Annotated in this window: 23 protein-coding genes and 1 tRNA gene; 19 read left to right on the top strand and 5 right to left on the bottom strand. The window is 69.1% G+C overall.

The features are described 5' to 3' along the window. Positions 1–107 precede the first annotated feature (107 nt). From ACZYRS_RS08575 to ACZYRS_RS08565, 3 genes are all read left to right on the top strand, one after another. Positions 108–1,007, top strand: a complete 900-nt coding sequence (locus ACZYRS_RS08575) for a LysR family transcriptional regulator (protein ID WP_463418879.1) — start codon at positions 108–110, stop codon at positions 1,005–1,007. Positions 1,008–1,085: 78 nt separating this feature from the next. After that, a complete protein-coding gene (locus ACZYRS_RS08570; RefSeq protein WP_463418878.1) occupies positions 1,086–1,358 on the top strand; it encodes a type II toxin-antitoxin system Phd/YefM family antitoxin in 273 nt (90 codons plus the stop codon). Next, positions 1,355–1,678 carry a type II toxin-antitoxin system RelE/ParE family toxin gene (locus ACZYRS_RS08565; RefSeq protein ID WP_463418877.1) on the top strand — a complete coding sequence of 108 codons (324 nt, stop codon included), beginning with the start codon at positions 1,355–1,357 and terminating at the stop codon, positions 1,676–1,678. The genes ACZYRS_RS08570 and ACZYRS_RS08565 overlap by 4 nt, the downstream gene beginning before the upstream one ends. A gap of 39 nt (positions 1,679–1,717) precedes the next feature. On the opposite strand, the gene ACZYRS_RS08560 is transcribed toward ACZYRS_RS08565, so the two are convergent. Together ACZYRS_RS08560 and ACZYRS_RS08555 are read right to left on the bottom strand one after the other, a co-directional pair. Continuing rightward, positions 1,718–3,178 (bottom strand): AAA family ATPase, encoded by a 1,461-nt coding sequence (locus tag ACZYRS_RS08560; protein ID WP_463418876.1) that lies wholly within the window; start codon positions 3,176–3,178, stop codon positions 1,718–1,720. Positions 3,179–3,285: 107 nt separating this feature from the next. Further along, complete coding sequence (locus ACZYRS_RS08555; RefSeq protein WP_463418875.1) at positions 3,286–5,802, bottom strand: ABC transporter permease; 2,517 nt, start codon at positions 5,800–5,802, stop codon at positions 3,286–3,288. A 197-nt stretch (positions 5,803–5,999) separates the two neighbouring features. On the opposite strand from ACZYRS_RS08555, the gene ACZYRS_RS08550 reads away from it, so the two are divergent. From ACZYRS_RS08550 to ACZYRS_RS08500, 11 genes are all read left to right on the top strand, one after another. After that, positions 6,000–6,278, top strand: a complete 279-nt coding sequence (locus tag ACZYRS_RS08550) for a hypothetical protein (protein WP_233101642.1) — start codon at positions 6,000–6,002, stop codon at positions 6,276–6,278. 110 nt (positions 6,279–6,388) lie between these two features. After that, positions 6,389–9,466, top strand: coding sequence for a formate dehydrogenase-N subunit alpha (fdnG, locus tag ACZYRS_RS08545; protein WP_463418874.1), 3,078 nt, complete (start codon positions 6,389–6,391; stop codon positions 9,464–9,466). Between the two features lie 3 nt (positions 9,467–9,469). Further along, on the top strand, positions 9,470–10,447 hold the full coding sequence (gene fdxH, locus ACZYRS_RS08540; RefSeq protein ID WP_198785224.1) for a formate dehydrogenase subunit beta: 978 nt from the start codon (positions 9,470–9,472) through the stop codon (positions 10,445–10,447). 10 nt (positions 10,448–10,457) lie between these two features. After that, the gene (locus ACZYRS_RS08535) at positions 10,458–11,081 is read left to right on the top strand and encodes a formate dehydrogenase subunit gamma (RefSeq protein WP_463418873.1); all 624 of its coding nucleotides are present in this window, start codon (positions 10,458–10,460) and stop codon (positions 11,079–11,081) included. Positions 11,082–11,091: 10 nt separating this feature from the next. Then, the gene (gene fdhE, locus ACZYRS_RS08530) at positions 11,092–12,123 is read left to right on the top strand and encodes a formate dehydrogenase accessory protein FdhE (protein WP_463418872.1); all 1,032 of its coding nucleotides are present in this window, start codon (positions 11,092–11,094) and stop codon (positions 12,121–12,123) included. Next, a complete protein-coding gene (gene selA, locus ACZYRS_RS08525; protein WP_463418871.1) occupies positions 12,123–13,571 on the top strand; it encodes an L-seryl-tRNA(Sec) selenium transferase in 1,449 nt (482 codons plus the stop codon). The genes fdhE and selA overlap by 1 nt, the downstream gene beginning before the upstream one ends. Positions 13,572–13,621: 50 nt before the next feature. Then, entirely contained in the window at positions 13,622–14,737 is a 1,116-nt protein-coding gene (locus tag ACZYRS_RS08520; RefSeq protein WP_463418870.1) for an acyl-CoA dehydrogenase family protein, read from the top strand. Between the two features lie 11 nt (positions 14,738–14,748). Continuing rightward, positions 14,749–15,609, top strand: coding sequence for a phosphate/phosphite/phosphonate ABC transporter substrate-binding protein (locus ACZYRS_RS08515; RefSeq protein ID WP_463418869.1), 861 nt, complete (start codon positions 14,749–14,751; stop codon positions 15,607–15,609). Next, positions 15,575–16,789 carry a ferritin-like domain-containing protein gene (locus ACZYRS_RS08510; protein WP_463418868.1) on the top strand — a complete coding sequence of 405 codons (1,215 nt, stop codon included), beginning with the start codon at positions 15,575–15,577 and terminating at the stop codon, positions 16,787–16,789. Before ACZYRS_RS08515 ends, ACZYRS_RS08510 begins: the two co-directional genes overlap by 35 nt. A gap of 13 nt (positions 16,790–16,802) precedes the next feature. Further along, the gene (gene selB, locus ACZYRS_RS08505; protein ID WP_463418867.1) at positions 16,803–18,698 is read left to right on the top strand and encodes a selenocysteine-specific translation elongation factor; all 1,896 of its coding nucleotides are present in this window, start codon (positions 16,803–16,805) and stop codon (positions 18,696–18,698) included. Positions 18,699–18,709: 11 nt separating this feature from the next. Continuing rightward, positions 18,710–18,802: transfer RNA gene (locus ACZYRS_RS08500), tRNA-Sec, on the top strand. A gap of 150 nt (positions 18,803–18,952) precedes the next feature. On the opposite strand, the gene selD is transcribed toward ACZYRS_RS08500, so the two are convergent. Then, entirely contained in the window at positions 18,953–20,032 is a 1,080-nt protein-coding gene (selD, locus tag ACZYRS_RS08495) for a selenide, water dikinase SelD (RefSeq protein WP_463418866.1), read from the bottom strand. A gap of 110 nt (positions 20,033–20,142) precedes the next feature. Here selD and ACZYRS_RS08490 point away from each other — a divergent pair, with 110 nt between their 5' ends. From ACZYRS_RS08490 to mnmH, 5 genes are all read left to right on the top strand, one after another. Continuing rightward, positions 20,143–20,997, top strand: coding sequence for a putative selenate ABC transporter substrate-binding protein (locus ACZYRS_RS08490; RefSeq protein ID WP_463418865.1), 855 nt, complete (start codon positions 20,143–20,145; stop codon positions 20,995–20,997). 14 nt (positions 20,998–21,011) lie between these two features. Then, entirely contained in the window at positions 21,012–21,824 is an 813-nt protein-coding gene (locus ACZYRS_RS08485) for a phosphonate ABC transporter ATP-binding protein (protein WP_463418864.1), read from the top strand. Positions 21,825–21,871: 47 nt separating this feature from the next. Further along, positions 21,872–22,663 carry a PhnE/PtxC family ABC transporter permease gene (locus ACZYRS_RS08480; RefSeq protein WP_463422468.1) on the top strand — a complete coding sequence of 264 codons (792 nt, stop codon included), beginning with the start codon at positions 21,872–21,874 and terminating at the stop codon, positions 22,661–22,663. After that, on the top strand, positions 22,660–23,457 hold the full coding sequence (gene phnE, locus ACZYRS_RS08475; protein ID WP_463418863.1) for a phosphonate ABC transporter, permease protein PhnE: 798 nt from the start codon (positions 22,660–22,662) through the stop codon (positions 23,455–23,457). The genes ACZYRS_RS08480 and phnE overlap by 4 nt, the downstream gene beginning before the upstream one ends. 199 nt (positions 23,458–23,656) lie before the next feature. Then, on the top strand, positions 23,657–24,727 hold the full coding sequence (gene mnmH, locus ACZYRS_RS08470) for a tRNA 2-selenouridine(34) synthase MnmH (protein WP_463418862.1): 1,071 nt from the start codon (positions 23,657–23,659) through the stop codon (positions 24,725–24,727). Here the strand turns inward: mnmH and fdhD are convergent. Both fdhD and ACZYRS_RS08460 read right to left on the bottom strand, forming a co-directional pair. After that, positions 24,661–25,578, bottom strand: a complete 918-nt coding sequence (gene fdhD, locus ACZYRS_RS08465) for a formate dehydrogenase accessory sulfurtransferase FdhD (RefSeq protein ID WP_463418861.1) — start codon at positions 25,576–25,578, stop codon at positions 24,661–24,663. The genes mnmH and fdhD overlap by 67 nt on opposite strands. Before the next feature lie 37 nt (positions 25,579–25,615). Further along, complete coding sequence (locus ACZYRS_RS08460; protein ID WP_463418860.1) at positions 25,616–25,903, bottom strand: hypothetical protein; 288 nt, start codon at positions 25,901–25,903, stop codon at positions 25,616–25,618. Positions 25,904–25,939 lie beyond the last annotated feature (36 nt).

Genomic DNA, 25,939 nt, shown 5'->3' with positions numbered 1-25,939 from the left:
GGTTGGTTGGTGAGACGAATGATCGATCGTTCCGTCCAAAAGATAATCACCCGCCAATCGCCAATACAATTCCATTCACTTAAACAATAGCCAGCACGCGCGCCCCCATGGACCGCTTCCAGGAAATGCAGGCCTTCGTGCGCATCGCCGAGCGCCAGAGCTTCACGCAGGCCTCCGAAGACCTGCAGATCCCGCGCGCCACCGTCACCACGCTCATCAAGCGCATGGAAGAACGCATCGGCACGCGCCTCCTGGAGCGCACCACCCGCACCGTGCGCCTCACGCAGGACGGCGAGGCCTATTACCGCCGCTGCGTGCGCCTGCTGGCCGACATGGAAGAGGCCGAAGGATCGTTTCGCAACGAGGCGCCCAAGGGCCTGCTGCGCGTGAACCTGCAGGGCACGCTCGCGCGGCACTTCGTGGTGCCGGCGCTGCCGGGCTTTCTCGCGCGCTACCCGGAGCTGCAGCTGCACATCGGCGAGGACGACCGGCTGGTCGACCTCGTGCGCGAAGGCGTCGACTGCGTGCTGCGCGCGGGCACGCTGCAGGACTCGTCGATGGTCGGGCGGCGCGTCGCGCTGCTGCCGCAGGTGACGGTCGCGAGCCCCGACTACCTCGCGCGCTACGGCGAGCCCAACAGCATCGAAGCGCTGGCCTCGCACCGCGCGGTCAACTACATCTCCAGCGGCACGGGCAAGGTGGTGCCGCTCGAATTCACGGTGGACGGCCGGGTGACGACCGTGGACCTGCCGGCAACCGTCTCGGTGACCGGCACCGATCTCTACACGGGCTCATCGGTGGCCGGGCTCGGGCTGGTGCAGGTGCCGCGCTACCGCGTGGCCGCCGAGCTCGCGGACGGCCGGCTGAAAGTGCTGATGCCCGATTTCGCGCCGCCGCCGATGCCGGTGACGGTGCTGTATTCGCAGAACCGCCAGCTGTCGGCGCGCGTGCGCGTGTTCACGCAGTGGCTGCGCGATATCTTCGAGGCGGCCGGACATGAGCCATGACGCTGTACGCGGCGTTCAGCAGGAGAAAACCGAATTCAGACCATAACCAGTCCGATCAACCACCACAGGGAGAGCGCAATGAATTTCTCCACGCAGGTCAAACCCATCAGCTATCTCAAGAGCCATGCCGCGGACATCGTGAAGACCCTCTCGGACACCCGCGAGCCCATGGTCATTACCCAGAACGGCGAGGCCAAGCTCGTGGTGATGGATGTGCGCTCTTACGAAGAACAGGACGCGACCCTCGCCCTCCTGAAAGTCCTGGCGCTCGGCAATCGCGAGATCGAGCAGGGCCAATTCCGGCCTGCGGACGAAGTGTTCGCCGACCTGGACCAAGAAGACACCCCATGAAGGTTGTGTTCCTGCGGTCCGCCGAGGCCGACCTGAAGGACCTGCGGCGCTACATCATCAAGAACTTCAGCACGGACACCCGGGCGGCGAGCTACGAAAAGATCAAGCAATCCGTCGCGATGATCCAAGCGCATCCCCTGGCGGGCCGAATTCCGGAGGAGCTGGAAAATCTGAACGCGGCCCAGTACCGGCAAGTCATCTCGGGCATGAACCGCATCATTTACGAAGCACGGGTGGATATCGCCCACATCCACCTCGTCTGCGACACGCGAAGAGACCTCAAAGGCCTGCTCATGCGGCGCATGGTCGGCGCCGTTTGAGATTGAACGTATCCGCCGCCTGAGGGGTGCGACGCAGGCTTATGCCACGTACGCCAGCGGGCTCTCCGCCTGCTCGCCGGCTGTTCCCGATGGTGCCTCGACAGGCGCTGCATTCGCCCGAGCCAGCGCGATCGCCGCCTTCAACGGATAGAGCGTCCGCGCATCGCCTTCGGCCTTGTTGCTCACCGTCGTCCCCGCGGCCTCGCTCATGCTGGCGGTGCGTACCGCGTCAAGCCGGTGCACGGGAACCATGAACGGCGAGTGCGTCGTGTAGACGATCTGGTTGCCGAAGTCGTGTTCGAAGTGCGCGAGCAGGTCGGCCTGCGAGTGCGCGTGCAGGTGCAGGCCCGGCTCGTCGAGCAGCAGGATGGCATCACCCGCGCCCCGCGTGTCCGCAAAGAACGTGATGTAGAACGAGAAGAACCACTGGAAGCCGCGGCTGCGCTCGTCCAGGTTCACCTCCACCTCGTAGGCGCCGTTCGGGTCGGACACCAGCGTGTCCATGTACGGGCCGTCGAGGTTGAAGCGGACCTTGAGTTCGCGGTCTTTCCATACGCGGCGGATCTCCGACGTGACGACCGAGCCGGCGCGGTTCGCGAGCTGGTTGCGCGTGGCCTGGTCGTTCTTCTCGAGCAGGTCCTGCAGCTGCTGCGGATCGAGCCCCGCGACCTTGCAGAGCTTCTCGAAGCTGCGTTGCTCGGGCGTCGCCTGGCCCCAGCCCTTGCGCACGAGGTGGTCGGCGATGTTCTGGCGGCCGGGCAGCGCGGGGTACTCGTCCACGTAGACGAAGCGCGGCAGTTTCTCGAGCACCCATTGCCTGGCCTTCGCGAGCGCGGGCGTGTCGTTGGCGATCGCGCGGGCCATGTCTTCGAGCTCGACCAGCATCTGCTCCTGCTTGTCGCTGAGCTCGGCATCGGCCGCGGCCATCGCCTTGCGCAAGGCCTGCAGCGCCTTCACCGCGCCTTCGGACCACCTGATGTAGTCGGGGCTCGGGATCATCGCGGCATCGAAGGCGTCGGCCTCCTGTTCCAGCGTGGCGCGGGCGGCTTCGGCGACCTTCTCAGCCGCGGCCTTGACGGCGGGCACGATCTTGCGGACCTTGCCCTTGATGTCCGACACGTCGAGCGAGAGTTCGCCGAGGCCCTCGAAGCCGGTCCAGCGCATCGCGGCATAGCCACGGCCCGCGGTGACGTGGCGCACGTCCGATGCGCGCGGAAGGATCGCCTTGAGTTCGGCGCGTTCGCTGTCGTCGAGCGCCCAGCGCGTTACGACGACGGGCGTGTCGCCCTGGCATTCCTCCAGGCGCCGGTGCCGCGGAAAGTCCTTGATCGGGCTGAGTTCGATGAGGCCTTCGGCCGGGTTCAGGCTGTGCAGCGCGCGCAGCAGGTTCGATTTGCCGCTGTCATTTCGACCGAGGATCGCCGTGATCTGTGGGGAGTCGATGGGGCCGCTGTCGGTGATCGAGCGAAAGTTGGTGATCTGGAATGACGCCAAGCGCATGCAGGAATTTCTCTTCTTGAAATGGATACGGGGCCGGGGAATGTATTGCATCCCCGGCCCCGTCTTGCCGATCGCGAAAGAAAAAAACTGTACGTCGTTGCCGGTGCCTATTCGGCCGCGCGGCGCAGCGTGTCGACCACCGGCCGGCGCAGCACGTCGCGCAGGCCCCACCACCCCGCCGCCAGCGCGAGCACCGCGCCGGCCAGCGCGCCCGCAACGGGCACGAGCGGCGATGCGGTCCAGGTGAACTCGAACACGTAGCGCGCGAGCCCCCAGCCGATCACCGAGGCCACGATGCTCGCGAGAAAGCCCGCGAGCAGGCCCACGCCAATGAGCTCGGCGCGCTGCACCTGCCGCAAGAGGCTCGCGCGCGCGCCCACCGCACGCATCACCGCGAACTCGCGCGCACGTTCTTCGCGTGTCGCAGTCACCGCGGCGAAGAGCACGACCAGTCCCGCCGCGAGCGTGAAGCCGAACAGGAACTCCACCGCGCGGATCACCTGGTCGAGCACGCGCTGCACCTGGTTGATGGTCGCGCTCATGTCCACGTTGGTCACGTTCGGGTAGCTGCGCACCAGCGCGTTGTCGAAGCCGCGCGTCTCGGGCGCGCGGAAGGCGCCCATGTAGGTGACCGGCACGTCGGGCAGCGACGCCACCGTGTACATCACGAAGAAGTTGGCGTGCAGCGAGCCCCAGTCGACCTTGCGCAGCGACGTGATGCGCGCGTCGTTCTGCATGCCGCCGATGTCGAAGCGCAGCGTGTCGCCGAGCTTCAGGCCCAGCGTGTCGGCCAGGCCTTCTTCGACGCTCACTTCGCCGGCCGCACCGGGCTTCCACGCGCCCGCGGTGATGCTGTTGTGGGCGGGCGCCTCCATGGCGTTGCTCAGGTTGAACTCGCGGTCCACCAGGCGCTTGGCGCGGTCTTCCACGTAGTCGTCGGGGGTCACCGGCTTGTCGTTGATGGCGACCAGGCGGCCGCGAATCATCGGGTACCAGTCGAACTTGCCCACGCCCGCATCGCGCAGCGACTTCTGGAAGGCATCGCTCTGGTCCGGCATCACGTTGATGACGAAGCGGTTGGGTGCATCGGGCGGCGTGGCCTTGCGCCAGCTGGCGACGAGGTCGGTGCGCAGCAGCACGAGCAGCACCAAGGCCAGGAGGCCGACCGCGAGCGCGCTGACCTGCACCACGGCATAGGCCGGCCGCGCCGAGATCTGCCGCGTGGCCAGCACCAGCCAGCGCGGCGCGGTGGTCTCGTTGACGCTGCGGCGCAGCACCTTCACCGCGAGCCAGCTGAGCAATGCGAACACGGCCACGGCACCGGCGAAACCGCCGACCGCGATGAGGCCCAGCTTGATGTCGCTGCTCGCCGCCATCAGCAGCGCGGCGAAGCCCGCCACGCCGATCCCCAGCACCGCGAGCGATGCGGGCTTGAGCCCGCCCACGTCGCGGCGGATCACTCGCAGCGGCGGCACGCGCGCCAGCTGCAGCACCGGCGGCAAACCGAAAGCGAACAGCAGCGTGAGACCCATCCCGAGGCCGAAGGCCACCGGCCACAGCGTGGCAGCGGGCAGCGCGGTCTCCACCAGCCCGGCCAGCAGCAGCACGAACACGTAGTGCACCGCGAAGCCGATGGCCACGCCGATGCCGCTCGCCACGAGGCCGATCACCGCGAACTCGAAGGCATAGGCCATCGCGATGGTGCGCTGGCTCTGGCCGAGCACGCGCAGCATCGCGCAGTCGTCCAGATGGCTGGCCGCGAAGCCGCGCGCGGCCAGTGCCACGGCCACAGCCGAGAGCAGCGCCGCGAGCAGCGCGACGAGGCTCAGGAATTTCTCGGCGCGGTCGAGCGTCTGGCGCATCTCGGGCCGGCCGCCCTCGAAGGAGTCGAGCCGCACGCCGCGCAGCTCGCCCTTCTTGATGCTGGCCTCGGCCCAGTCGGTGAAGCGCTTGACCGCCGCATCGCTGCCCGCCACCGCATACCGGTAGCCCACGCGGCTGGCCGGCTGCACGAGGCCGGTGCGCGCCACGTCGGACTGGTTGAGCATCACGCGCGGCGAAAAGCTCATGAAGCCGGCGCCGCGGTCGGGCTCCAGCGTGATGATGCGGCCCACGCGCAGGCTCGTGTCGCCCAGGAGCAGCGGGTCGCCGATCTTCAGGCCCAGCGAATCGAGCAGCGAGGCATCGACCCACACCTCGCCGGCCGGCGGAATGTCGCGCGTGATCGCGCCCGGCCCGGCGAAGGTGGTCGAGGTCTGCAGGTTGCCGCGCAACGGATAGCCCGCGGTCACCGCCTTCAACGCCACCAGCTTGCTCGCGCCGCCCTGCACGTCGTCGGCCCGCGCCATGGTGGGAAAGCCATAGGTGGCGGTGCCTTCCAGGCCCAGCGATCTGGCCTGCGCGATGAAGGCCTCGGGCGTCGGGTTGTCGCTGACGATCACCGCATCGCCGCCCAGCAACTGCCGCGCATCGCGCTTCAGCCCGCCCTGCAGCCGGTCGGCGAAGAAGCCGACGGCCGTGAGTGCGGCCACGGCCAGCAGCACGGCAACGATCAAGAGGCGCAGCTCGCCGGCGCGCAGGTCGCGCCAGAGGGTGCGCCAGCCAAGGCGGAGGGAGTCGGTCATGGCGCGAACGATAGCCGACGCCTAACGCGACAGATGGATTCAAGGGTTATTGCGCCCTCCGAGGCCCTTGATCGCGGCGGCATGCTGTCGCATGATGCGAAAAAAGCATCTTGTTGCCAGTGTCGGCAACACAGAGGCCATAAAAACAGCCGGACCGCCTTCCCCCACAAGGAGTGTCGATGTCACGATGTCAGCGCTTGCAAACCGTCGGCCTTTGCCTGGCCCTGGGTTTGCTCCTGAGCGCCTGCGATCCCAAGCCCACCGCGGCTGCGGGCGGCGCGGCGCCCTCTTCCAGCACCGGCGCCAGCCCGAGCGGCGTCAAGCCCGCCGACTCCGGCGACAAGGTCGATCCCACCTCCGCCCACAAAGGCCCGTCCGAAGGCGGCGCAGCCGTGGGCGGCATGAGCGGCCAGGGCGGGGCTTCCTCCGGCGGCACGCCCGCGCCGAGCGGCGGCGACGGCACGGCACCCAAATAGCGGCCGCATGGCCGGCCCCACATTTTTCGTTTTCCCGTTTTTCTTTCCCACGCAAAACAGAAGAAGACCCCGATGAAACAACCGACTTCACCGATGCAGGAGGCCATGTCATGGACATAAGCCGCCGGCAATTCTTCCGTGTCAGCAGCGCGGGCCTGATCGGCTCGAGCATCGTGGCGCTCGGCTTCTCGCCGACTGCGGCGCTGGCCGAGGCGCGCAACTTCAAGCTCGCGCGCACCACCGAGACGCGCAACACCTGCCCGTACTGCTCGGTGGGCTGCGGGCTCATCATGTACAGCCTGGGCGACAAGGCCAAGAACGTGGTGTCCGACATCCTCCATATCGAGGGCGATGCCGACCACCCCGTGAACCGCGGCACGCTGTGCCCCAAGGGCGCGGGCCTGCTGGACTTCGTGCACAGCCCCATGCGGCTGAAGTACCCCGAAGTGCGCGAGGCCGGCAGCACCGAGTGGAAGCGCATCGGCTGGAACGAGGCGCTGGACCGCATCGCCAAGCTGCTCAAGGCCGACCGCGACGCCAACTTCCAGACCACCAACGCCGACGGCAAGACCGTCAACCGCTGGACCAGCTCGGGCATGCTCTGCGCCTCGGCCTCGTCCAACGAAACCGGGTACATCACGCACAAGGCATTCCGCTCGACCGGGATGCTGGTGTTCGACAACCAGGCACGCGTTTGACACGGACCTACGGTGGCCAGTCTGGCCCCGACGTTCGGACGCGGTGCGATGACCAACCACTGGCAGGACATCCAGAACGCGGATGTCGTGCTGATCATGGGCGGCAATGCCGCGGAGGCGCATCCGTGCGGCTTCAAGTGGGTCATCGAGGCCAAGAAACAGAACAAGGCGCGCCTTGTCGTGGTGGACCCGCGCTTCACGCGCTCGGCCGCCATGGCCGACTACTACGCACCGGTGCGCGCGGGCTCGGACATCGCGTTCCTCGCGGGGGTCATCAACTTCCTCCTGAGCAACGACAAGATCCAGACGGAGTACGTACGCAACTACACCAACGCGACCTTCATCGTCGGGCCTGACTACAAGTTCGAGGACGGCATCTTCAGCGGCTACAACGCCGAGAAGCGCAACTACGACCCCAAGTCGTGGAACTACGCGCTGGACGACGCCGGCATGGCCAAGGTCGACATGACCATGCAGGACCCGCAGTGCGTGCTGCAGGTGATGAAGCGCCACTATTCGCGCTACACGCCCGAGCTGGTGAGCCGCATCACCGGCACGCCGCAGGACAAGTTCCTGAAGGTGTGCGAGTACATCGCGAGCACCAGCGTGCCCACGCGCACCATGACCATCATGTATGCGCTGGGCTGGACGCAGCACAGCCAGGGCTCGCAGATGATCCGCACGGGTGCCATCGTGCAGCTTTTGCTCGGCAACATCGGCGTGCCCGGCGGCGGCATGAACGCGCTGCGCGGCCACAGCAACATCCAGGGCCTGACGGACCTGGGCCTGCTGTCGAACTCGCTGCCCGGCTACATGTCGCTCGCGCGGGACAGCGAGCAGAACCTGCCCGACTACTACAAGACCCGGGCGCTGAAGGCGCTGCGTCCCAACCAGATGAGCTACTGGCAGAACTACCCCAAGTTCTTCGTCAGCATGCAGAAGTCGTGGTGGGGCGATGCGGCCACGGCCGAGAACGAGTGGGCCTTCCACTACCTGCCCAAGATCGACAAGCTCTACGACATCCTGCAGGCCTTCGAGCTCATGAGCCAGGGCAAGCTGAACGGCTACATCTGCCAGGGCTTCAACCCGGTGGGCTCGTTCCCGGACAAGAAGAAGATCATCGAGGGCCTGTCCAAGCTCAAGTTCCTGGTCACCATCGATCCGCTGCAGACCGAGACCAGCGAGTTCTGGCGCAACTTCGGCGAGTTCAACGACGTCAAGACCACCGACATCCAGACCACGGTGTTCCGCCTGCCATCGACGTGCTTTGCGGAAGAAGACGGCTCGCTCACCAACTCCAGCCGCTGGCTGCAGTGGCACTGGAAGGGCGCGGAGCCGCCGGGCGAAGCCAAGGGCGACATCGAGATCGTGGCGGGCATCTTCAACCGCATGCGCCAGGCCTACATCAAGGACGGCGGCGCGTTCCCCGATCCGATCGTCAAGCTCACGTGGCCCTACAAGATCGCGCATTCGCCCTCGGCGCAAGAGCTGGCGATGGAATACAACGGCCGCGCGCTCACCGACCTGCTCGATCCGAAGGACCCGACCAAGCCGCCGACGGCCAAGGCCGGCGAGCAGCTCTCGGGCTTCGGCCTGCTGCGCGACGACGGCTCGACCGCCTCGGGCTGCTGGATCTACGCCGGCGCCTGGACGCAGGCGGGCAACCAGATGGCGCGGCGCGACAACGCCGACCCCTACGGCATCGGCATGGTGCAGAACTGGGCGTGGGCGTGGCCGGCGAACCGGCGCATCCTCTACAACGGCGCCTCGACCGATCCGGCGACCGGCAAGTCGTGGATCGCGCGGCGCAGCCTCGTCGCGTGGAACGGCAAGGCATGGACGGGTGCCGACGTGCCCGACATCCGGCCCGATGCGAACCCGATGGAAGCCGAGGCGGTGCGCCCCTTCATCATGACGGCCGAAGGCGTGGCGCGGCTCTTCGCGCCCACCGGCATGGCCGAGGGGCCGCTGCCCGAGCACTACGAGCCCTTCGAGTCGCCCCTGGTGAACAACCTGATGCACCCGAACAACCCGAAGGCGCGCGCCAATCCCGCGGCGCGCATCTTCAAGGGCGACCTGGAGCGCCTGGGCGTGCCGAAGGACTTCCCGTACGTGGCGACCAGCTACCGGCTCACCGAGCACTTCCACTACTGGACCAAGAACGTGCGCACCTCGGCCATCATCCAGCCGCAGCAGTTCGTGGAGATCGGCGAGGAGCTTGCCAAGGACAAGGGCATCGCCAACGGCGACATGGTGAAGGTCTGGAGCAAGCGTGGCTTCATCAAGGCCGTGGCGCTGGTGACCAAGCGCATCGTCGGGCTGCAGGTCGATGGCCGCACGGTGCATACGGTGGGCCTGCCGAACCACTGGGGGTTCGTGGGCATCGCGAAGCCGGGGTACCTGGTGAACACGCTCACGCCGTTCGTCGGCGATGCGAACACGCAGACGCCCGAGTACAAGTCGTTCACCGTGAATATCGAGAAGGCATAAGCGATGTCATCCCTCCAAACCCTGGACATCGCCGCCCGCTCGGCCACGACCACGCCGTCGCCCGACATCCGCAGCCGCCCGCAGGTGCAGGAAGTGGCCAAGCTGATCGACGTGTCGACCTGCATCGGCTGCAAGGCCTGCCAGGTCGCGTGCATGCAGTGGAACGACCTGCGCGACGAGGTGGGCACCACGCACGGCACCTACGACAACCCGAACGACCTCACGCCCGCCTCCTGGACCGTGATGCGTTTCTCGGAGGTCGAGCCCGAGGCCGGCAAGCTCGAATGGCTGATCCGCAAGGACGGCTGCATGCATTGCGACGACCCCGGGTGCCTCAAAGCCTGCCCGGCGCCGGGCGCGATCATCAAGTACAGCAACGGCATCGTCGACTTCATCAGCGAACACTGCGTGGGCTGCGGCAACTGCGTGACGGGCTGCCCGTTCGACGTGCCGCGCATCAGCAAGGCCGACAACAAGGCCTACAAGTGCTCGCTGTGCTCCGACCGCGTGGGCGTGGGCCTGGAGCCGGCGTGCGTGAAGGCCTGCCCTACCGGCGCGCTGCACTTCGGCACCAAGGAGGACATGCACGAGTACGCCTCGGAGCGCATCGTCGACCTGAAGGACCGGGGCTTCGCCAACGCCGGCGTGTACGACCCGGCCGGCGTGGGCGGCACGCACGTCATGTACGTGCTGCAGCATGCCGACCGCCCGGGCCTGTACGCCAACCTGCCGAAAGACCCGCACATCAGCCCGCTGGTGTCGCTCTGGAAGGGCGTGGCCAAGCCACTCGCGATGGTCGCGATGATCGGCGCGGTGGTCGGCAGCTTCTTCCACTACATGAAGACCGGGCCGATCGAGCCGAAGGACGAGCACCCGGATGCCGACCTCGATGGCCGGCCCGACGACGTGGTGGTGATCGAGGAGCCGCCCGCATCGGCTGCCCGGCCCGTCGAACCGCCCCGCGACGCACCCCGTGCATGAGGAGAACGCGATGACCCGCTACTACCTTCGCCGCTACCGCGACGCCACGCGCATGAACCACTGGTTCGTCGCGATCATGTTCTTCGCGGCCGCGCTCTCGGGCCTGGCCTTCTTCCACCCGAGCCTGTTCTTCTTGAGCACGCTCTTCGGCGGCGGCCAGTGGACGCGCATCCTGCATCCCTTCATGGGCCTTTTGATGGTGCTGGGCTTCGCGTTCCTGTTCTTCACGATGTGGCGCGAGAACCTCATGGACCGCGGCGACCGCGACTGGATCAAGAACGCGCCCAAGCTGCTCAAGGGCGACAAGTCCAGCATGCCGCCGGTGGGCAAATACAACGCCGGCCAGAAGCTGGTGTTCTGGGCCTTCGGCATCAGCCTCTTGCTGCTGCTGGTGACGGGCTTCATGTTCTGGAGCCCGTGGTTCGTCGGCTTCTTCCCGATCCTCGTGCGGCGCATCGCGGTGGTGGTGCATGCGGTCTCGGCGGCGGTGCTGATCCTCTCGGTCATCACGCACATCTATGCCGCGCTGTGGGTCAAGGGCAGCATCCGCGCGATGACGCGCGGCACCGTCACCGAGGGATGGGCCAAGCTCAACCATCCCTTGTGGCATCGCAAAATGACACGCGGTGAGTGATACTGCGCCGATGACAAGCCCGACCGGTACGCCGCCACCGATCCGCACCACGCGCGTCCTCGACCCCGAGCAGATCGCCATGCAGGCGGGGCGGCAGATGCCGTTCCTGCGCCTGCCGGTGCGCGCGGCCGTGTTCTCCGACCGGCAGCTGCGGCTGCGCCAGCTCGCGGCCTCGCATCCGATGCGCGAGTACCTGGTCTTCATCGCCGATCTCGCGCAGGCGCAGCACCATGTGCTGCAGGACTACCCCGCCGTCTCGCTCCCCGAATCCGAAGCGCTCGAAGCCGCCGCGAAGGTGCTCAAGCCGCCGATGCCCGCGTTCGGCTGGACGCGCGATGCGGTGTGGCGCGTGCAGCTGCGGCGCTTGCTCGGCCTCTTTCGTGTGCGCCTGCCCGAAGGCCCGGCGCGCGACACGCTCGACCGCGTGGTGGCCGCCGACGACGCCTGGCTCGACCAGCAGGCCGACCTGCTCTCGCGCCGCATCATGTTCGGCCTCGACCTGGCCGCTGCGCCGCTGATCGCCTCCGGCCTTCAGGCCTACTGGACGCAGCTCGTGCTGCAGGTGGCCGAGCGCAACGGCGAGAACATTTTCGGCCGCACCGATCCCGGCAACGAGTGCCCATGCTGCGGCAGCGCGCCCACCGCGAGCATCACGCGCATCGGCGCGGACGAAGCGGGCTTTCGCTACCTGCACTGCTCGCTGTGCAGCACCGAGTGGCACTACGTGCGCATCAAGTGCACGCACTGCGAGAGCACCAAGGGCATCCATTTCGAATCGCTCGCGCCCGAGCCCGGCATCGAGCTGCCCGCCACCGGCGCGCGCGAAGGCGCGGTGAAGGCCGAGTGCTGCGACAGCTGCGGCCACTACCTGAAGCAGATCGCGATGGAGCGAGACCCCGAGGTCGAACCTGTGGCCGATGACCTGGCGAGCGTCACGCTCGACCTGCTTGTCTCCGAAGCCGGACATCAACGCAGCGGCCACAACCTGATGCTGCTGTTCGGCGACCCTGAAGAAATTCTCGACGACGGCGGGGGCGGCTGATGGCAGCGCCCGAAGAGTCCGTGGTCCACGGCTCGACGGCAAGGCCCCAGGATCTGCCTTCTGTCGATCAACTGCTGCGCGCCAATGCGCCGCGCATCCTGCTGGCCGAGCACGGCCGCACTCTCGTTGTCGGTGAAGCGCGCGCGCTGCTCGAAGGGCTTCGCGCGCGGGCCGTGGCCGGCACGCTCGCCACAGCGCAGGTACAGCCGCAAGCGCTGAGCGAGGCGCTCGCCGCTCGCGTACAAGGCCGCCTCGCACCGCGCATGCGCGCCGTGCTGAACCTCACCGGCACCGTCATCCACACCAACCTCGGCCGCGCGCTGCTGGCCGACTCGGCACTGCAGCGGTTGCTCGCGGTGATGACCTCGCCTAACAACCTCGAATACGACCTGGCCACCGGCAGCCGCGGCGACCGCGATTCGCTGGTCGAGGAGCTGCTGTGCACCATCACCGGCGCCGAGGCCGCGACGGTGGTCAACAACAACGCGGCCGCGGTGCTGCTGACCATCGCGGCGCTCGCGCGCGAGCGCGAAGTGATCGTCTCGCGCGGCGAACTGGTCGAGATCGGCGGCGCCTTCCGCATGCCCGACGTGATGGCCAGCGCCGGCGCGCGCATGGTCGAAGTGGGCACCACCAACCGCACGCACCCGCAGGACTACGAACGCGCCATCAACGCGCAGACCGCGCTCGTGATGAAGGTGCACACCAGCAACTACGCGGTGCAGGGCTTCACGGCGGCGGTGGATGAAGCCACGCTCGCCGGCATCGCGCACGCGCGCGGCGTGCCGCTGGCCACCGACCTGGGGAGCGGCTCGCTCGTCGACTTGGCGCACTACGGCCTGCCGCGCGAGCCGCTGCCGCAGGAGATGCTCGCGGCCGGCTGCGATGTGGTTACGTTCTCGGGCGACAAGCTGCTGGGCGGCCCGCAGGCCGGGCTCATCGTCGGCAGCAAGGAGGCCGTGGGCCGCATCCGCAAGTTCCCGATGAAGCGCGCGCTGCGCATGAGCAAGCTGCCGCTGGCCGCGCTCGAAGCCACGCTCTCGCTGTACCTGCGGCCCGAGCGCCTCGCCAAAGACCTGCCGACGCTGCGCCTGCTCACGCGTCCCGCCGATGCGATCCGCGAAATGGCCGAGGCGCTCCTGCCTGCCGTGCAGGCGGCCGTGTCGCCACGCTTTACCGTCGAGGTGGTGCCGCTGCTGGGCCAGATCGGCTCGGGCTCGCTGCCGGTCGAACGCCTGCCCTCCGCCGGCCTTGCGCTCGCACCGGCCGGCACCGCGAAGAAAGGCCTGGGCACGGCGCTCGACAAGCTCGCCACCGCCCTGCGCGGCCTGCCGCTGCCGGTGATCGGCCGCATCGCGGAAGACCGGCTCCTTCTCGATCTGCGCTGCCTCGAAGACAGCGCCCCCTTCACGGCCCAGCTCGGCGAATTGCGCGAGCGGCTGGTGTAGTTCCCTTCCCCGACCTCAACCCCTAACCCTCAACCCCTCAGGAAAAAGCGATGAATCCCCTCGACGTGCTCGCCGGTATCGAAACGGAAACGCTGCAGCCCTTGGCCTTGCGCACCGACAGCGAGGCACGTTTTCCACGAGAGACGATCCAGGCGCTGGGCAAGGCGGGCCTCCTGGGCCTGGTCTCGGCCAAGTCGGTCGGCGGCCAGGGCCTGGGCCTGAAGGAAGCCGCGCAGGTGGTCTCGCGCATCGCGCAGACCTGCCCTTCCACCGCGATGGTGGTGTGCATGCACTACTGCGCCACCGCCGTGCTCGAGCAGCAGGGCCCCGAGGCCGTGCGCAAGGCGATCGCCGAGGGCAAGCACCTGGGCACCCTCGCCTTCTCCGAGGCCGATTCGCGCAGCCACTTCTGGGCGCCGACCGGCACCGCCCGCGCGGACGGCGCGAACGTGGTGCTCGATGCGCGCAAGAGCTGGGTCACCTCCGCCTTCGAGGCCGACAGCTACGTCTGGTCGAGCAAGCCGCTCGCGGCCGAAGGCGCGAGCACGCTGTGGCTGGTCGATGCGAAGTCCGATGGCCTCACCCAGCCCGGCCGCTTCGATGGCCTGGGCCTGCGCGGCAATGCCTCCACGCCGATCACCGCGACGAACGTGCGCATCGGCGCCGACGCGCGCCTGGGCGAAGACGGCAAGGGCTTCGACACGATGATGGGCGTGGTGTTGCCCTGGTTCTCGGTGCTGAGCGCGGCATGCTCCGTCGGCCTCATGGAAGGCGCCTTGAGCCGCGCCATCGGCCACGTGAGCCAGACCAAGCACGTGCACCTCGACTCGTCACTGGCCGACCTGCCCACCATCCGCGCCTACCTCGCGCGCGCCCGCATCAAGACCGACATGGTGCAGACGCTGCTCGACGACACCGTGGCCGCCATCGGCGCGGGCCGCCCCGACACCATGCTGCGCGTGCTCGAAGTGAAGGCAGCCGCGGCGGAAACCGCGCTCGAAGTGACCGACATCGCCATGCGCGTGTGCGGCGGCGCCGCCTTCCGCAAGGAAGCCGGCATCGAGCGCCTGTTCCGCGATGCGCGCGCCTCGAGCGTGATGGCCCCCACCTCCGACGTGCTCTACGACTTCATCGGCAAGGCCATCACCGGCCTGCCGTTGTTCTGAAAGACCATCCGATGTCCGAACCGACGTTGATCATGGGCGCGGTCGCCTACGCGCCCAAGGTCGTCACCATCTGGGAGGGCTTCAAGGCCTTCTTCGCGAAGCACGGCCTGCCCTTCGACTACGTGCTGTATTCGAACTACGAGCGCCAGGTCGAGGCGCAGTTCGACGGCACGCTGCACCTGGCGTGGAACTCGCCGCTCGCCTGGGTGCGCGCCGACCGCATCGCGCGCAGCCGCGGCCAGCAGGTGCAGGCCGTGGCGATGCGCGACACCGACTGCGACCTGCGTTCGGCCATCGTCGTGCGCGCCGACAGCCCGGTGCAGACGCTGGCCGACCTGCGCGGCAGGACGGTGGGCATGGGCGCGCTCGATTCGCCGCAGGCCACGCTGATCCCGCTCGATCACCTGCGCAGCGAAGGCCTCGTGAAGCCGCGCGACTTCCTGCTGCGTTACTTCGACGTGCTCGGCGGCAAGCACGGCGACCACATCGGCGGCGAGCGCGATGCGGCGGTGGCGCTGATGGCGGGCGAGGTCGATGCCTGCTGCCTCATCGACGGCAACCACCTGGCCTTCGGCCTGGACGGCACGCTGCCCTCGGGCAGCACGCGCGTCATCGCGCGCACCGGGGCCTACGACCACTGCAACTTCACCACCAGCCCCGGCGCGCCTGCCGAACTGATCGAGCGCTTCGTCGCGCTGCTGATGGCGATGCGCTGGGACGATGCGCAGGTGCGGCCGCTGCTCGAACTCGAGGGCCTGCGCGAATGGCGCGCGGGCCGCACCAGCGGCTACGCGCTGCTCGAGCGCGCGGTGGACGACGAAAACTTCTACAGCCGCGATGGCGCCATCCTCAACCCCGACTATCGATATTGAGTCGCTGGGCCTGGACCAGGGCGCCCTGCTGCTCATTCGCCGCGCGCTGGCCGAACGGCCGGTGGGGGGCGAGCTGCAGGTGCGCGGGCGCTCGCCGGACTGGGAGATGCATCTGGAAGCGTGGTGCCGCAGCCAGGGGCATCCGCTGCGCTTCGACACCGTGGAGGGACGGCCGCAAGCCCGCATCACGCGCGGCCCGCATGCCGAAGGACGTTGGCGCGATGCGCAGGCGACCGGCACCGCGCTGGGCGACATCAACGGTGCGCCCGCCGACGATGCGCAAGCCGGCTGGGGCCTGGCCGCGCGCGGCGCCACCGTCGAGGCGGGCAGTCCGAATTTCTTCTTCGCATTGCACCGCCGCCACGAGGTCTGGGCCGCGACAGCGGGCGATCTCTACCGGCAGGCCGCGGCCGCCCAATGGGACCCGGCGACCGCCATCGAGTGGGATGCCGCGTTCGACCTGCCGCCCACCATCGAAGCCGCCGTGGTGCAGGTGATGACCTACCTCATCGAGAACGAGAACGCCGCGCTGCTGGTGCCCGCGCGCCACCTCGGGCAGATCCACCCGCACTTTCGCGAGGTGCTGCAGCTGCTCGCACTGCAGTGCGCCGACGAGGCGCGGCATGTCGAGGTGTTCACGCGGCGCGCCACGCTGCGCGGCCACGAGCCCGCGCTCTCGACGGCGGGCGGGCAGGCGTCGCTGCGCACGCTGTTCGATGCGCCGGATTTCTCGGTCGCCACCTTCCTGCTCGCCGTGCTGGGCGAAGGCAGCTTCGTGAACCTGCTGAATTTCCTGCAGGCGAACGCGCCCGACCCGGTGACGCGGCAGATCGCGCGGCTCACCGCGCGCGACGAGGCGCGGCACGTGGCCTTCGGCATGGCGCACCTGGAATACCGGCTCTCGGTGCAGCCCGACTACCAATCGAAGCTGCGCAACGCGATCGAGGTGCGCTACGACGCGCTCGCCAGCACCGCGGGGCTCAACGAGGAAGTGTTCGATGCGCTGGTGCTGCTCGCGGCCGGCGAGCTGTCCCCGGCCGCCATCGCGCGCGGCCACGCGGCCGTGCAGCAACTGCAGCGCGACATGGCGGCGGGCCGGCGTGCGCGCCTCGCGCGGCTGGGGTTCGAGCGCGACGAGGCGGAGCGGCTCTCCGCGCTGCACACGCGCAATTTCATGTGACGGGGCCCACGCGATGATCATCGGCACCGCAGGCCACATCGACCACGGCAAGACCACGCTGGTGCGCGCGCTTACCGGCGTGGACACCGACCGGTTGCCCGAGGAAAAGCGGCGCGGCATTTCCATCGAGCTGGGCTACGCGTACCTGCATGCGCCCGATGGCGTGTCGCTCGGCTTCGTCGACGTGCCGGGCCACGAGCGCCTGCTGCACACCATGCTGGCCGGCGCGACCGGCATCGACCATGCGCTGCTCGTGGTGGCCGCAGACGACGGCGTGATGCCGCAGACGCGCGAGCACCTCGCGGTGGTCGCGCTGCTCGGCGTGCGCGATGCCACGGTGGCGATCACCAAGGCCGACCGTGTGGACGCGGCGAGGATCGACGAGGTGCGCGCGGAGGTCGCGGCACTGCTCGCGCCCACGCCGCTCGCGAACGCGCCGATGCTCGCGGTGTCGGCCACCACCGGCGAGGGCATCGAGGCGTTGCGCGCGCGGCTGCTCGACGTCGCGCGCGAGGAGCGCACGCGCGAAGACGGTCTCGCCTTTCGCCTGGCCGTCGACCGCGCCTTCACGCTCGCGGGTGTCGGCACCGTCGTGACCGGCACGGTCTTCAGCGGCACGGTGCGCATCGGCGACGAACTGCGGCTCGGGCCCGGCGAGCGTTCGGTGCGGGTGCGCGGCATTCACGCGCAGAACCAGCAGGCCGAATCGGCGCACGCCGGTCAGCGCTGCGCGCTCGCGCTGGCCGGCGTGACGAAGGACGAAGCGCATCGCGGCGACTGGGTCTGCACGCCGGCCATCGCGCTCGCGACCGACCGCATCGACGTGCTGCTCACGCTGTGGCCCGACGAGGCCAAGGCGCTGCGCTCGGGCGCGACGGTGCATGCGCACCTCGGCGCGAGCGACGTGATGGCCTCGGTCGCGCTGCTCGACCGCGACGCGCTCGCGCCCGGAGAAACGGCGCTCGCCCAACTGGTGCTGCGCGAGAAAGTCGGCGCCTGGCACGGCGACCGCGGCGTGCTGCGCGATGCCTCGGCCACGCGCACCGTGGCCGGCGCGCGCGTGCTCGACCCCTTCGCGCCGGTGCGCTACCGGCGCACGCCCGAACGGCTGCGCACGCTCGCGGCCTGGGCCATCGATGAGCGCGCGCCGCGCGTTGCAGCGCTGCTGCACAACGCGCCGCTCGGTGTCGATGCCGCGCAGCTTGCGCGTGCGCTCTCGCTGGCCGACGAGGCCGCGCTGCCGCTGCCCGGCGATGCGGTGCGCATCGTGCACACGGCCATCGCGGAAGAACACCTGACCGCGCTTGAAGCGCAGATCACCGAGCGCCTCGCGGAATTCCATCGCACGGCGCCCGACGAAGTCGGCCCCGATGCGCGCCGCCTCAAGCGCCTGGCCGGCCCGCGCACCGACGATGCGTTGTGGCGCCACGCGCTCGATGCGCTGGTCGCGCGCGGCGCGCTGGTGCGCAGCGGTACCTGGCTGCACCTGCCCGACCACGCGGCGCGGCTCAACGAGGTGGAGCAGAAGCTCGCGCAGAAGCTGCTGCCGAAACTCGCCGACGGCGGCTTCGATCCGCCTTGGGTGCGCGACCTCGCCAAGGACAGCGGCGCGAGCGAGGCGATGGTGCGCCAGACCCTCGCGAGCCTCGCGCGGCGCGGCGAGACCTTCCAGGTGGTGAAGGACTTGTACTATCCGCTGGCGACCGTCGAGCGGCTGGCCGTGCTGGCGCGCGATTGCCTCGCGCAGCCCGAGGGCTTGCAGGCCGCGAGTTTTCGCGACGCGACGGGGCTGGGGCGCAAGCGCGCGATCCAGCTGCTGGAATTTTTCGATCGTGTGGGCTATACGCGGCGCGTGAAAGACACGCACCTGCTGCGGCCCGATACGTCGCTGTTCGGGGCGGGGCCGTGAACAGCGCTCATGGGAGGGGATCGTCCCTGGTGGGGCGGCTGGGCTTCAAACCCAGTGGGTGGCGCCATGCGTCGCCGGGAAGGTTCGACTCCTTCCCCCTTCCGCCGTCGAGCGGGCATTCGCCTGCTGCGCGGTCCGAGCTTGCACCTGCGATGTTCGACGTACTTATGTACGTCTGCGCTTCTCGGCACAAGCTCGAACCGCTCGCGACGGCGACTGCCCACTCGACGCGCTGGCGCGGGAACGCCCTCGACTCAGGACACGACGCGCAGCGCGGGCCTTCCGGCTTCGACACGGCCGATCACTGCCGCTTGCGTAAACCCTTCCTTGCGGAAGATCTCCAGCACCGCATCGACCGCTTCGGGCGTGCAACTCACGAGCAGGCCGCCCGATGTCTGCGGATCGCTCAGCAGGTTCTGCGTGGTGGGCGGCAGGCCCGCGGCCAGTTCCACGTCGGCACCGTAGCCCGCCCAGTTGCGGCCCGACGCGCCGGTGACGAAGCCCTCCGCGGCCATTGCGGCCACGTTGTCGAGCAGCGGCACCTTCGACCATTCGACGACGGCGGTGAGCTTCGCGCCGCGCGCCAGTTCGAGCGTGTGGCCGGCGAGGCCGAAGCCGGTCACGTCGGTCAGCGCATGCACGCCGTCGAGCGCCGCGAGCGCGATGCCGGGCGTGTTGAGCTTGGTGGTGTTCTCGATCAGCTGGCGGTAGCCGGCTTCGGACAGCTGCTCCTTCTTGAGCGCCGCCGACAGCACGCCCACGCCGAGCGGCTTGCCCAGCACCAGCACGTCGCCGGCCTTCGCATCGGCATTGCGGCGCACGCGGTCCGGATGCACCAGCCCCATCGCGACGAGGCCGTAGATGGGCTCGACCGAATCGATGGTGTGGCCGCCCGCGATCGGGATGCCCGCCGCGCGGCACACGTCCTGTCCGCCGCGCACGATCTCGGCGATCACCTCCACCGGCAGCTGGTTGATCGGCATGGCCACGAGCGCCAGCGCCATGATCGGGCGGCCGCCCATCGCGTACACGTCGCTGATGGCGTTGGTGGCCGCGATGCGCCCGAACTCGTAGGGGTCGTCCACGATGGGCATGAAGAAGTCGGTGGTGGCGATCAGCGCCTGCTGGTCGTTGAACCTGTAGACTGCCGCGTCGTCGGCGGTCTCGATGCCCACCATGAGCTCGGGCGGGATCATTCCCCCCGCGTGGTTCTTCAGGATCTGCGACAGCACGCCGGGCGCGATCTTGCAGCCGCAGCCGCCGCCATGCGAGAAGCTGGTGAGCCGCAGCGGCGCGAGCGGGTTCAGGAGCCTGGAGGATGCGGCATCGGTCATGGCAGCGCTTCGTTCGAATGAGACAAGCCGCGATTATCGAAGCCCCGCCCGCGCTGCGCCCATCACTGCCGATACACCCCTTTTTTTCCGTTTTCACCACAGGTCATTCCATGAAAAAGCTCTCCCGGATCGCGCTCGCGCTGACCGTCTCCCTCGCTGGCTTCAGCGCCCTCGCCCAGGGCGTGCTGCGCGTCTCGGCCATCCCCGACGAAGCGCCCACCGAACTGCAGCGCAAGTTCACGCCGCTGGGCGACTACTTGAAGAAGGAAACCGGCATGGACGTGCAGTTCACGCCCGTGACCGACTACGCCGCCGTGGTCGAGGGCCTGGCGACCAACAAGATCGACATGGCGTGGCTGGGCGGCTTCACCTTCGTGCAGGCGCGCATCCGCACCAACGGCGGCGCGGTGCCCATCGTGCAGCGCGCGGAGGACGAGGTGTTCACCAGCAAGTTCATCGTGCCCATCGACAGCACCGCGAAAACGCTGGCCGACCTGAAGGGCAAGACCTTCGCGTTCGGCGCGCCCTCCTCCACCTCGGGCAGCCTGATGCCGCGCTACTTCCTGCTGCAGGCGGGCATCAACCCCGAGAAGGACTTCAAGACGGTCGCGTTCTCGGGCGCGCATGACGCGACCGTGGCCTTCGTGGCCGCCTCGCGCGCCGAAGCGGGTGTGCTCAACGCCTCGGTGTGGGACAAGCTCGTCGAATCGAAGAACCCGAACGCCGCCAAGGTGCGCGTGCTCGCGACCACGCCGACCTACTACGACTACAACTGGACGGTGCGCCCCGGCATGGACCCGGCGCTGCAGAAGAAGCTGACGGATGCGTTCCTCAAGCTCGACCCGGCCAACCCGGCGCACAAGGACATCATGGCGCTGCAGCGCGCAAGCAAGTTCATTCCCACGAAGTCGTCGAACTACGACGGCATCGAGACGGCGGGCAAGTCGGCCGGTCTCATCAAGTAAGCGGGAACGAGCGGATGGGTTTTTCGCTCGACGGCGTGGGCGTGGTGCATCCCAACGGCCAGCGCGCGCTGGCCGGGGTGACGCTGGCCGCGCGCGATGGCGAGCGCATCGCCGTCATCGGCCCTTCTGGCGCGGGCAAGACGACGCTGCTGCGCGTGCTCGGCGCGGCGCTGCGGCCCGGCGAGGGCGAGGTGCAAGTGCTCGGTGCGAAGCCCTGGCATCTGCCAGCCGGCGCACTGAAAAAGCTGCGCGCGCGCATCGGCACCGTGCACCAGGCGCCGCCGATCGCGCCGCGCCTGCGCGTGGTCACCGCGGTGCTCGCGGGGCGGCTGGGCGAATGGTCGGTGCTGCGCGCGCTCGGATCGCTTTTCCATCCCTCCGACATCGCGGGCGCGCATGAAGTGCTCTCGCGCCTCGCTCTCGAAGAGCGCCTCTTCGACCGCTGCGACCGCCTCTCGGGGGGGCAGCTGCAGCGCGTGGGCATCGCGCGCGTGCTGTACCAGCGCCCGGGCCTGCTGCTGGCCGACGAGCCCGTCTCCGCGCTCGACCCGACGCTGGCCGACGCCGCCATCGGGCAGCTCGTCGCGCAGAGCGAGGCCACGGGCGCGACGCTGGTGGCTTCGCTGCATGCGGTGGACCTCGCGCTGCGCTGGTTTCCGCGCGTGGTCGGCATGCGCAATGGGCAGGTGCTGTTCGACCTGCCGACCGCCGAGGTCACGCCCGCGATGCTCGATGCGCTCTATGCGAGTGAAGGCGGCGTGGCGGTGCAGCGGGCGCCGCAGCCTGTCGCTGCCGAAGCCGCGTTCCAGCGCCCGGACTGTCCGTGAACACGACCGCCACCGCCACCACTGTCGTCTACCGCGATCCGCAGGCGATGCGGCGGCTGGCCGCCTGGCTCGCCGCGCTGATCATCGCCTGGCCGATGCTGGCGCTCTCGGAGTTCAAGCCGTGGGCGCTGTTCGGCAGCGGCAACCTCGCGGTGATCGGCGGTTTTCTCGCGGGCTTCTTTCCGCCCGCGGGCTCGCCCGATTTCCTTGCGCTGCTCGCCAAGGCCACGCTGGAGACGCTGGCCATGGCCACGGCCGGCACCGCGCTCGCGCTCCTGATCGGCGCGCCGCTCGCGTTCGTGACGACGCGCGCCCTCTCCATCTCGCGCATCGGCCCGGGGCCGGGCCGCGTGCAGGCCGGCATCGTGCGGCAGGCCGCGCGCCGGCTGCTGATGGTGCTGCGCGCCATTCCCGAAATCGTCTGGGCGCTGCTCTTCGTGCGCGCGCTGGGCCTCGGCCCCGCGTCCGGCGTGCTGGCGCTGGCCATCACCTACGGCGGCATGCTCGGCAAGGTCTATGCGGAGATCCTCGAATCGACCGACACGCGGCCCGCGCGCGCGCTGCTCGAAGGCGGCAGCGGCCGGCTCGCGGCGCTCTGCTACGGCCTCTTGCCGCACACCGCGCAGGAGCTGGCCTCGTACACCGTCTACCGCTGGGAATGCGCGGTGCGCGCCTCGGTGGTGATGGGCTTTGTCGGCGCGGGCGGCCTCGGGCAGCTGATGGACCAGTCGATGAAGATGCTCAACGGCGGCGAGGCGAGCAGCATCCTGCTGGTGTTCCTCGCGCTGGTGCTGCTGGCCGATGCGATGAGCAATGCGCTCCGGAGGCTGCTCGCATGAAGAGTCTTCCGCCGCGTCCGCCTGCGTGCCTGCGCTGCTGGTTCGCCGTGGGGCTGATCGCGGTGGCGGTCGTCGCGAGCTTCGTCTACCTCGGCATCGACTACCGCGCGCTGGGCTCGGCCGAATCGCTGCGGCTCATGGGCAAGTTCATCGCCGAGTTCTTCCCGCCCGATGTGTCGCCGGACTTTCTCGCGAAGGTCGGCAATGGCGCGCTGCAGACGCTGGCGGTGTCGGCGTTGGGCACGGTGCTCGCGGCCATCGCGGGCGCGGTGCTCGCGCTGCCTGCGTCGGGCCGCGCGGGATGGGTGCCGCGGCATGTCGCGCGCTTCATCCTCAACTTCCTGCGCAGCGTGCCCGAGCTGGTCTGGGCCGCGCTGATGGTGCTGGCCGCGGGCATCGGCCCGTTCGCGGGCGCGCTGGCCCTCTCGCTGCACACCACCGGCGTGCTGGGCCGCCTGTTCGCCGAGGCGCTGGAAAACGCCCCGCGCGAGCCGGAGCACGCGCTCACGCTCTCGGGCGCCGGCCCGGTCGCGGCCTTCAGCTATGCGAGCCTGCCGATCGTGCTGCCGCAGTGGGTGGCCTACACGCTCTACCGCTGGGAGATGAACATCCGCATGGCCGCGGTGCTCGGCTTCGTGGGCGGCGGCGGGCTGGGGCAGCTGCTGTACTTTCACCTGTCGATCTTCCAGCAGCAGCAGGCGATGACGGTGCTGATCGCGATGTTCGTACTGGTGACGCTGGTGGACTTTGCGAGCGCTCGCTTGCGCCGGGGATTGGGCCCGGCCTACGCCTGAAGCCTCAGAAGGTGTGAATGAATTCGGCGTGGCCGAGCAGCCCGCCCAGGCGCGCCCAATCAAGGCGCAAAGCGCAGCCATAGCTCGGGCTATGGCGAGCATTTGCAACGCCGAGTGGGTGCGCCTGGGTGGGATGAGCGGGCATGGCGGATTCGTTCACACCTTCACAGGGCGACAATCGGGGCATGAGGTTCCTGCCATGAGTCATCGCCAGCCCGTGCGGGTCGGCGACCGCCACGCCTTCGACACGATCATCGACGCCCGCTCGCCGGCCGAGTTCGCGCTCGACCACATTCCCGGCGCCATCAATTGCCCGGTGCTCGACGACGAGGAGCGCCGCATCGTGGGCACCGTCTACGTGCAGACCGGCGCCTTCGAGGCCCGGCGCATCGGCGGCGCGATGGTCGCGGCCAATATCGCCAGGCATCTGCGCGACACGCTGGCCGACCGGCCCGAGAAGTGGAAGCCGCTGGTCTACTGCTGGCGCGGCGGCATGCGCAGCGGCTCGATGGTGACGTGGCTGCGGCTCGTCGGCTGGGACGCGCAGCAGCTCGCCGGCGGCTACAAGAGCTTTCGCCGCCACGTGATTTCGCAGATCGATTCGCTGACGCCGCAGCTCGACCTGCGCGTGATCTGCGGCGCCACCGGCAGCGCCAAGACACGCGTGCTGCACGCGCTGGCCGAGCGCGGCGAGCAGACCCTCGACCTCGAGGACTTCGCGAGCCACAAGGGCTCGCTGCTGGGTTCGCTGCCCGGCGTGCCGCAGCCGTCGCAAAAGCATTTCGAGACGCGCATCGCGACCGTGCTCGAAACCATCGACCTGAAGCGCCCGCTGTACGTGGAGGGCGAGAGCATCCGCATCGGCCGGCTCTCGCTGCCGCTGTCGCTGGTGGCGCAGATGCGCGCGGCGCCCTGCATCGAGGTGGCGGCCACGCCCGAGGCGCGGCTCGACTACCTGCTGCGCGACTACGCCTATCTCGGCGACGACCGCGATGCGCTGGCCGACAAGCTCGGCGTGCTCAAGGAAATGCAGGGCAAGGAAACGGTGGCGCGCTGGCAGCAATGGGCGCACGAGGCCAACCTGCCGAAGCTCTTCGCCGAGCTGATGGCGCTGCACTACGACCCGCATTACCAGAAGTCGCAGGAGCTGCACTTCAAGGCCTGGGAGCGCCGCCGCAGCGTGGCGGCGGCTGATCTCAGCGATCAGAGCATCGAGGCTGTGGCCGACGCGGTGCGCGCGTTCGAAGGCAGCGTCAGCCCGTCGGCGTAGAGCACGCCACGCGGCGCGCGGCACAGCCCCCAGAAGCGCAGCCCGCTGAGCTCGGCCATGCGCACGCCCATCGCGGTGGGCGCCGAGATGGTCGCCATCGCCGCGATGCCCAGGCGCCCGCACTTGCGCACGAGCTCGTGGCTGCCGCGGCTGGACATCAGCACGAAGCCTGGTTCATCAAGACGCCCCGCGCGCGCCAGCTTACCCAGCAACTTGTCGAGCGCGTTGTGGCGGCCCACGTCTTCCATCACGTCGGTGAGTTCGCCCTCCACCGTGGCCCAACCCGCGGCGTGGATCGCGCCGGCTTCGGCGTTCAGCACCTGGCGCGCGGGCAGTGCGGCGAAGGCGCGCAGCACGGTTTCGAGGTCGATGCGTTCGATCCAGTCGCGCGGCGGCACGGGTTGCGGCGTGATGTCCAGCCCCGCGAAACTTTCGACGCCGCACACGCCGCAGCCCGTGCGGCCCGCCAGGCTGCGGCGGCGGCCCTTCAGGCGCTCGAAGCTGCGGGTGGAAATGTCGAGCCGCACCTCGATGCCGGGCATGCCTTCGGGAAGGCCCGCCGAGATGGCATCGATGGTCTGCACCTCGATGCCGCGGCAGTCGGCGGCGCTGTCCAGGATGCCTTCGCTCAGCGCGAAGCCGAGCGCGAAGTCTTCCAGGTCGAGCGGCGTGGCCATCATCACCGCGTGCGAGACGCCGTTGAAGACCAGCGCGACCGGCACCTCGGCCGCCAGCGTGTCGTCGCGCACGGCGCCTTCGGGGGCCACGCCGCGTTCGCCGAACACGCGCACGGCGTGCCGGGAGAGCGATGGCAGGGTGTCTTCGGAATCGGCGAGGTCTGGCTGTGGCATGGACAGGGTGGCTCCGGGTCGGCCGGCCATTGTCCGCTCAGCCGGCGGTTTCGTCAGCCGGGGGCAGTGTTTGGACCTGCGCGCGGCCGGGGGCTTCCAGGTGCGCGACCCAGCGGTCGTCCTGCTGCGCCACGCGCACCCAGCCGGGGCCGCGCACGCCGCCGATGGCCGCGTCGCCCATCAGCGTGAGCCGGCGCATCAGCACGCTCGCGCCCTGCCCGAGCCGCTTGCCCAGGCGCGGCAGCGAAACACCGCTGCCCGCCGGCTCCTGCGCGAGCATGCGCAGGATGGCGACCGAGAGGCTGTCTTCGAGCAATGCGCTCATTCGACAACCTCCGCGCTCCGCGCTGCGGTATTCGCC

Source organism: Variovorax sp. AC194 (assembly GCF_979257995.1).
The sequence above is the reverse complement of the archived record's forward strand: the minus strand, read 5'-3'. Positions and strand labels throughout refer to the sequence as shown.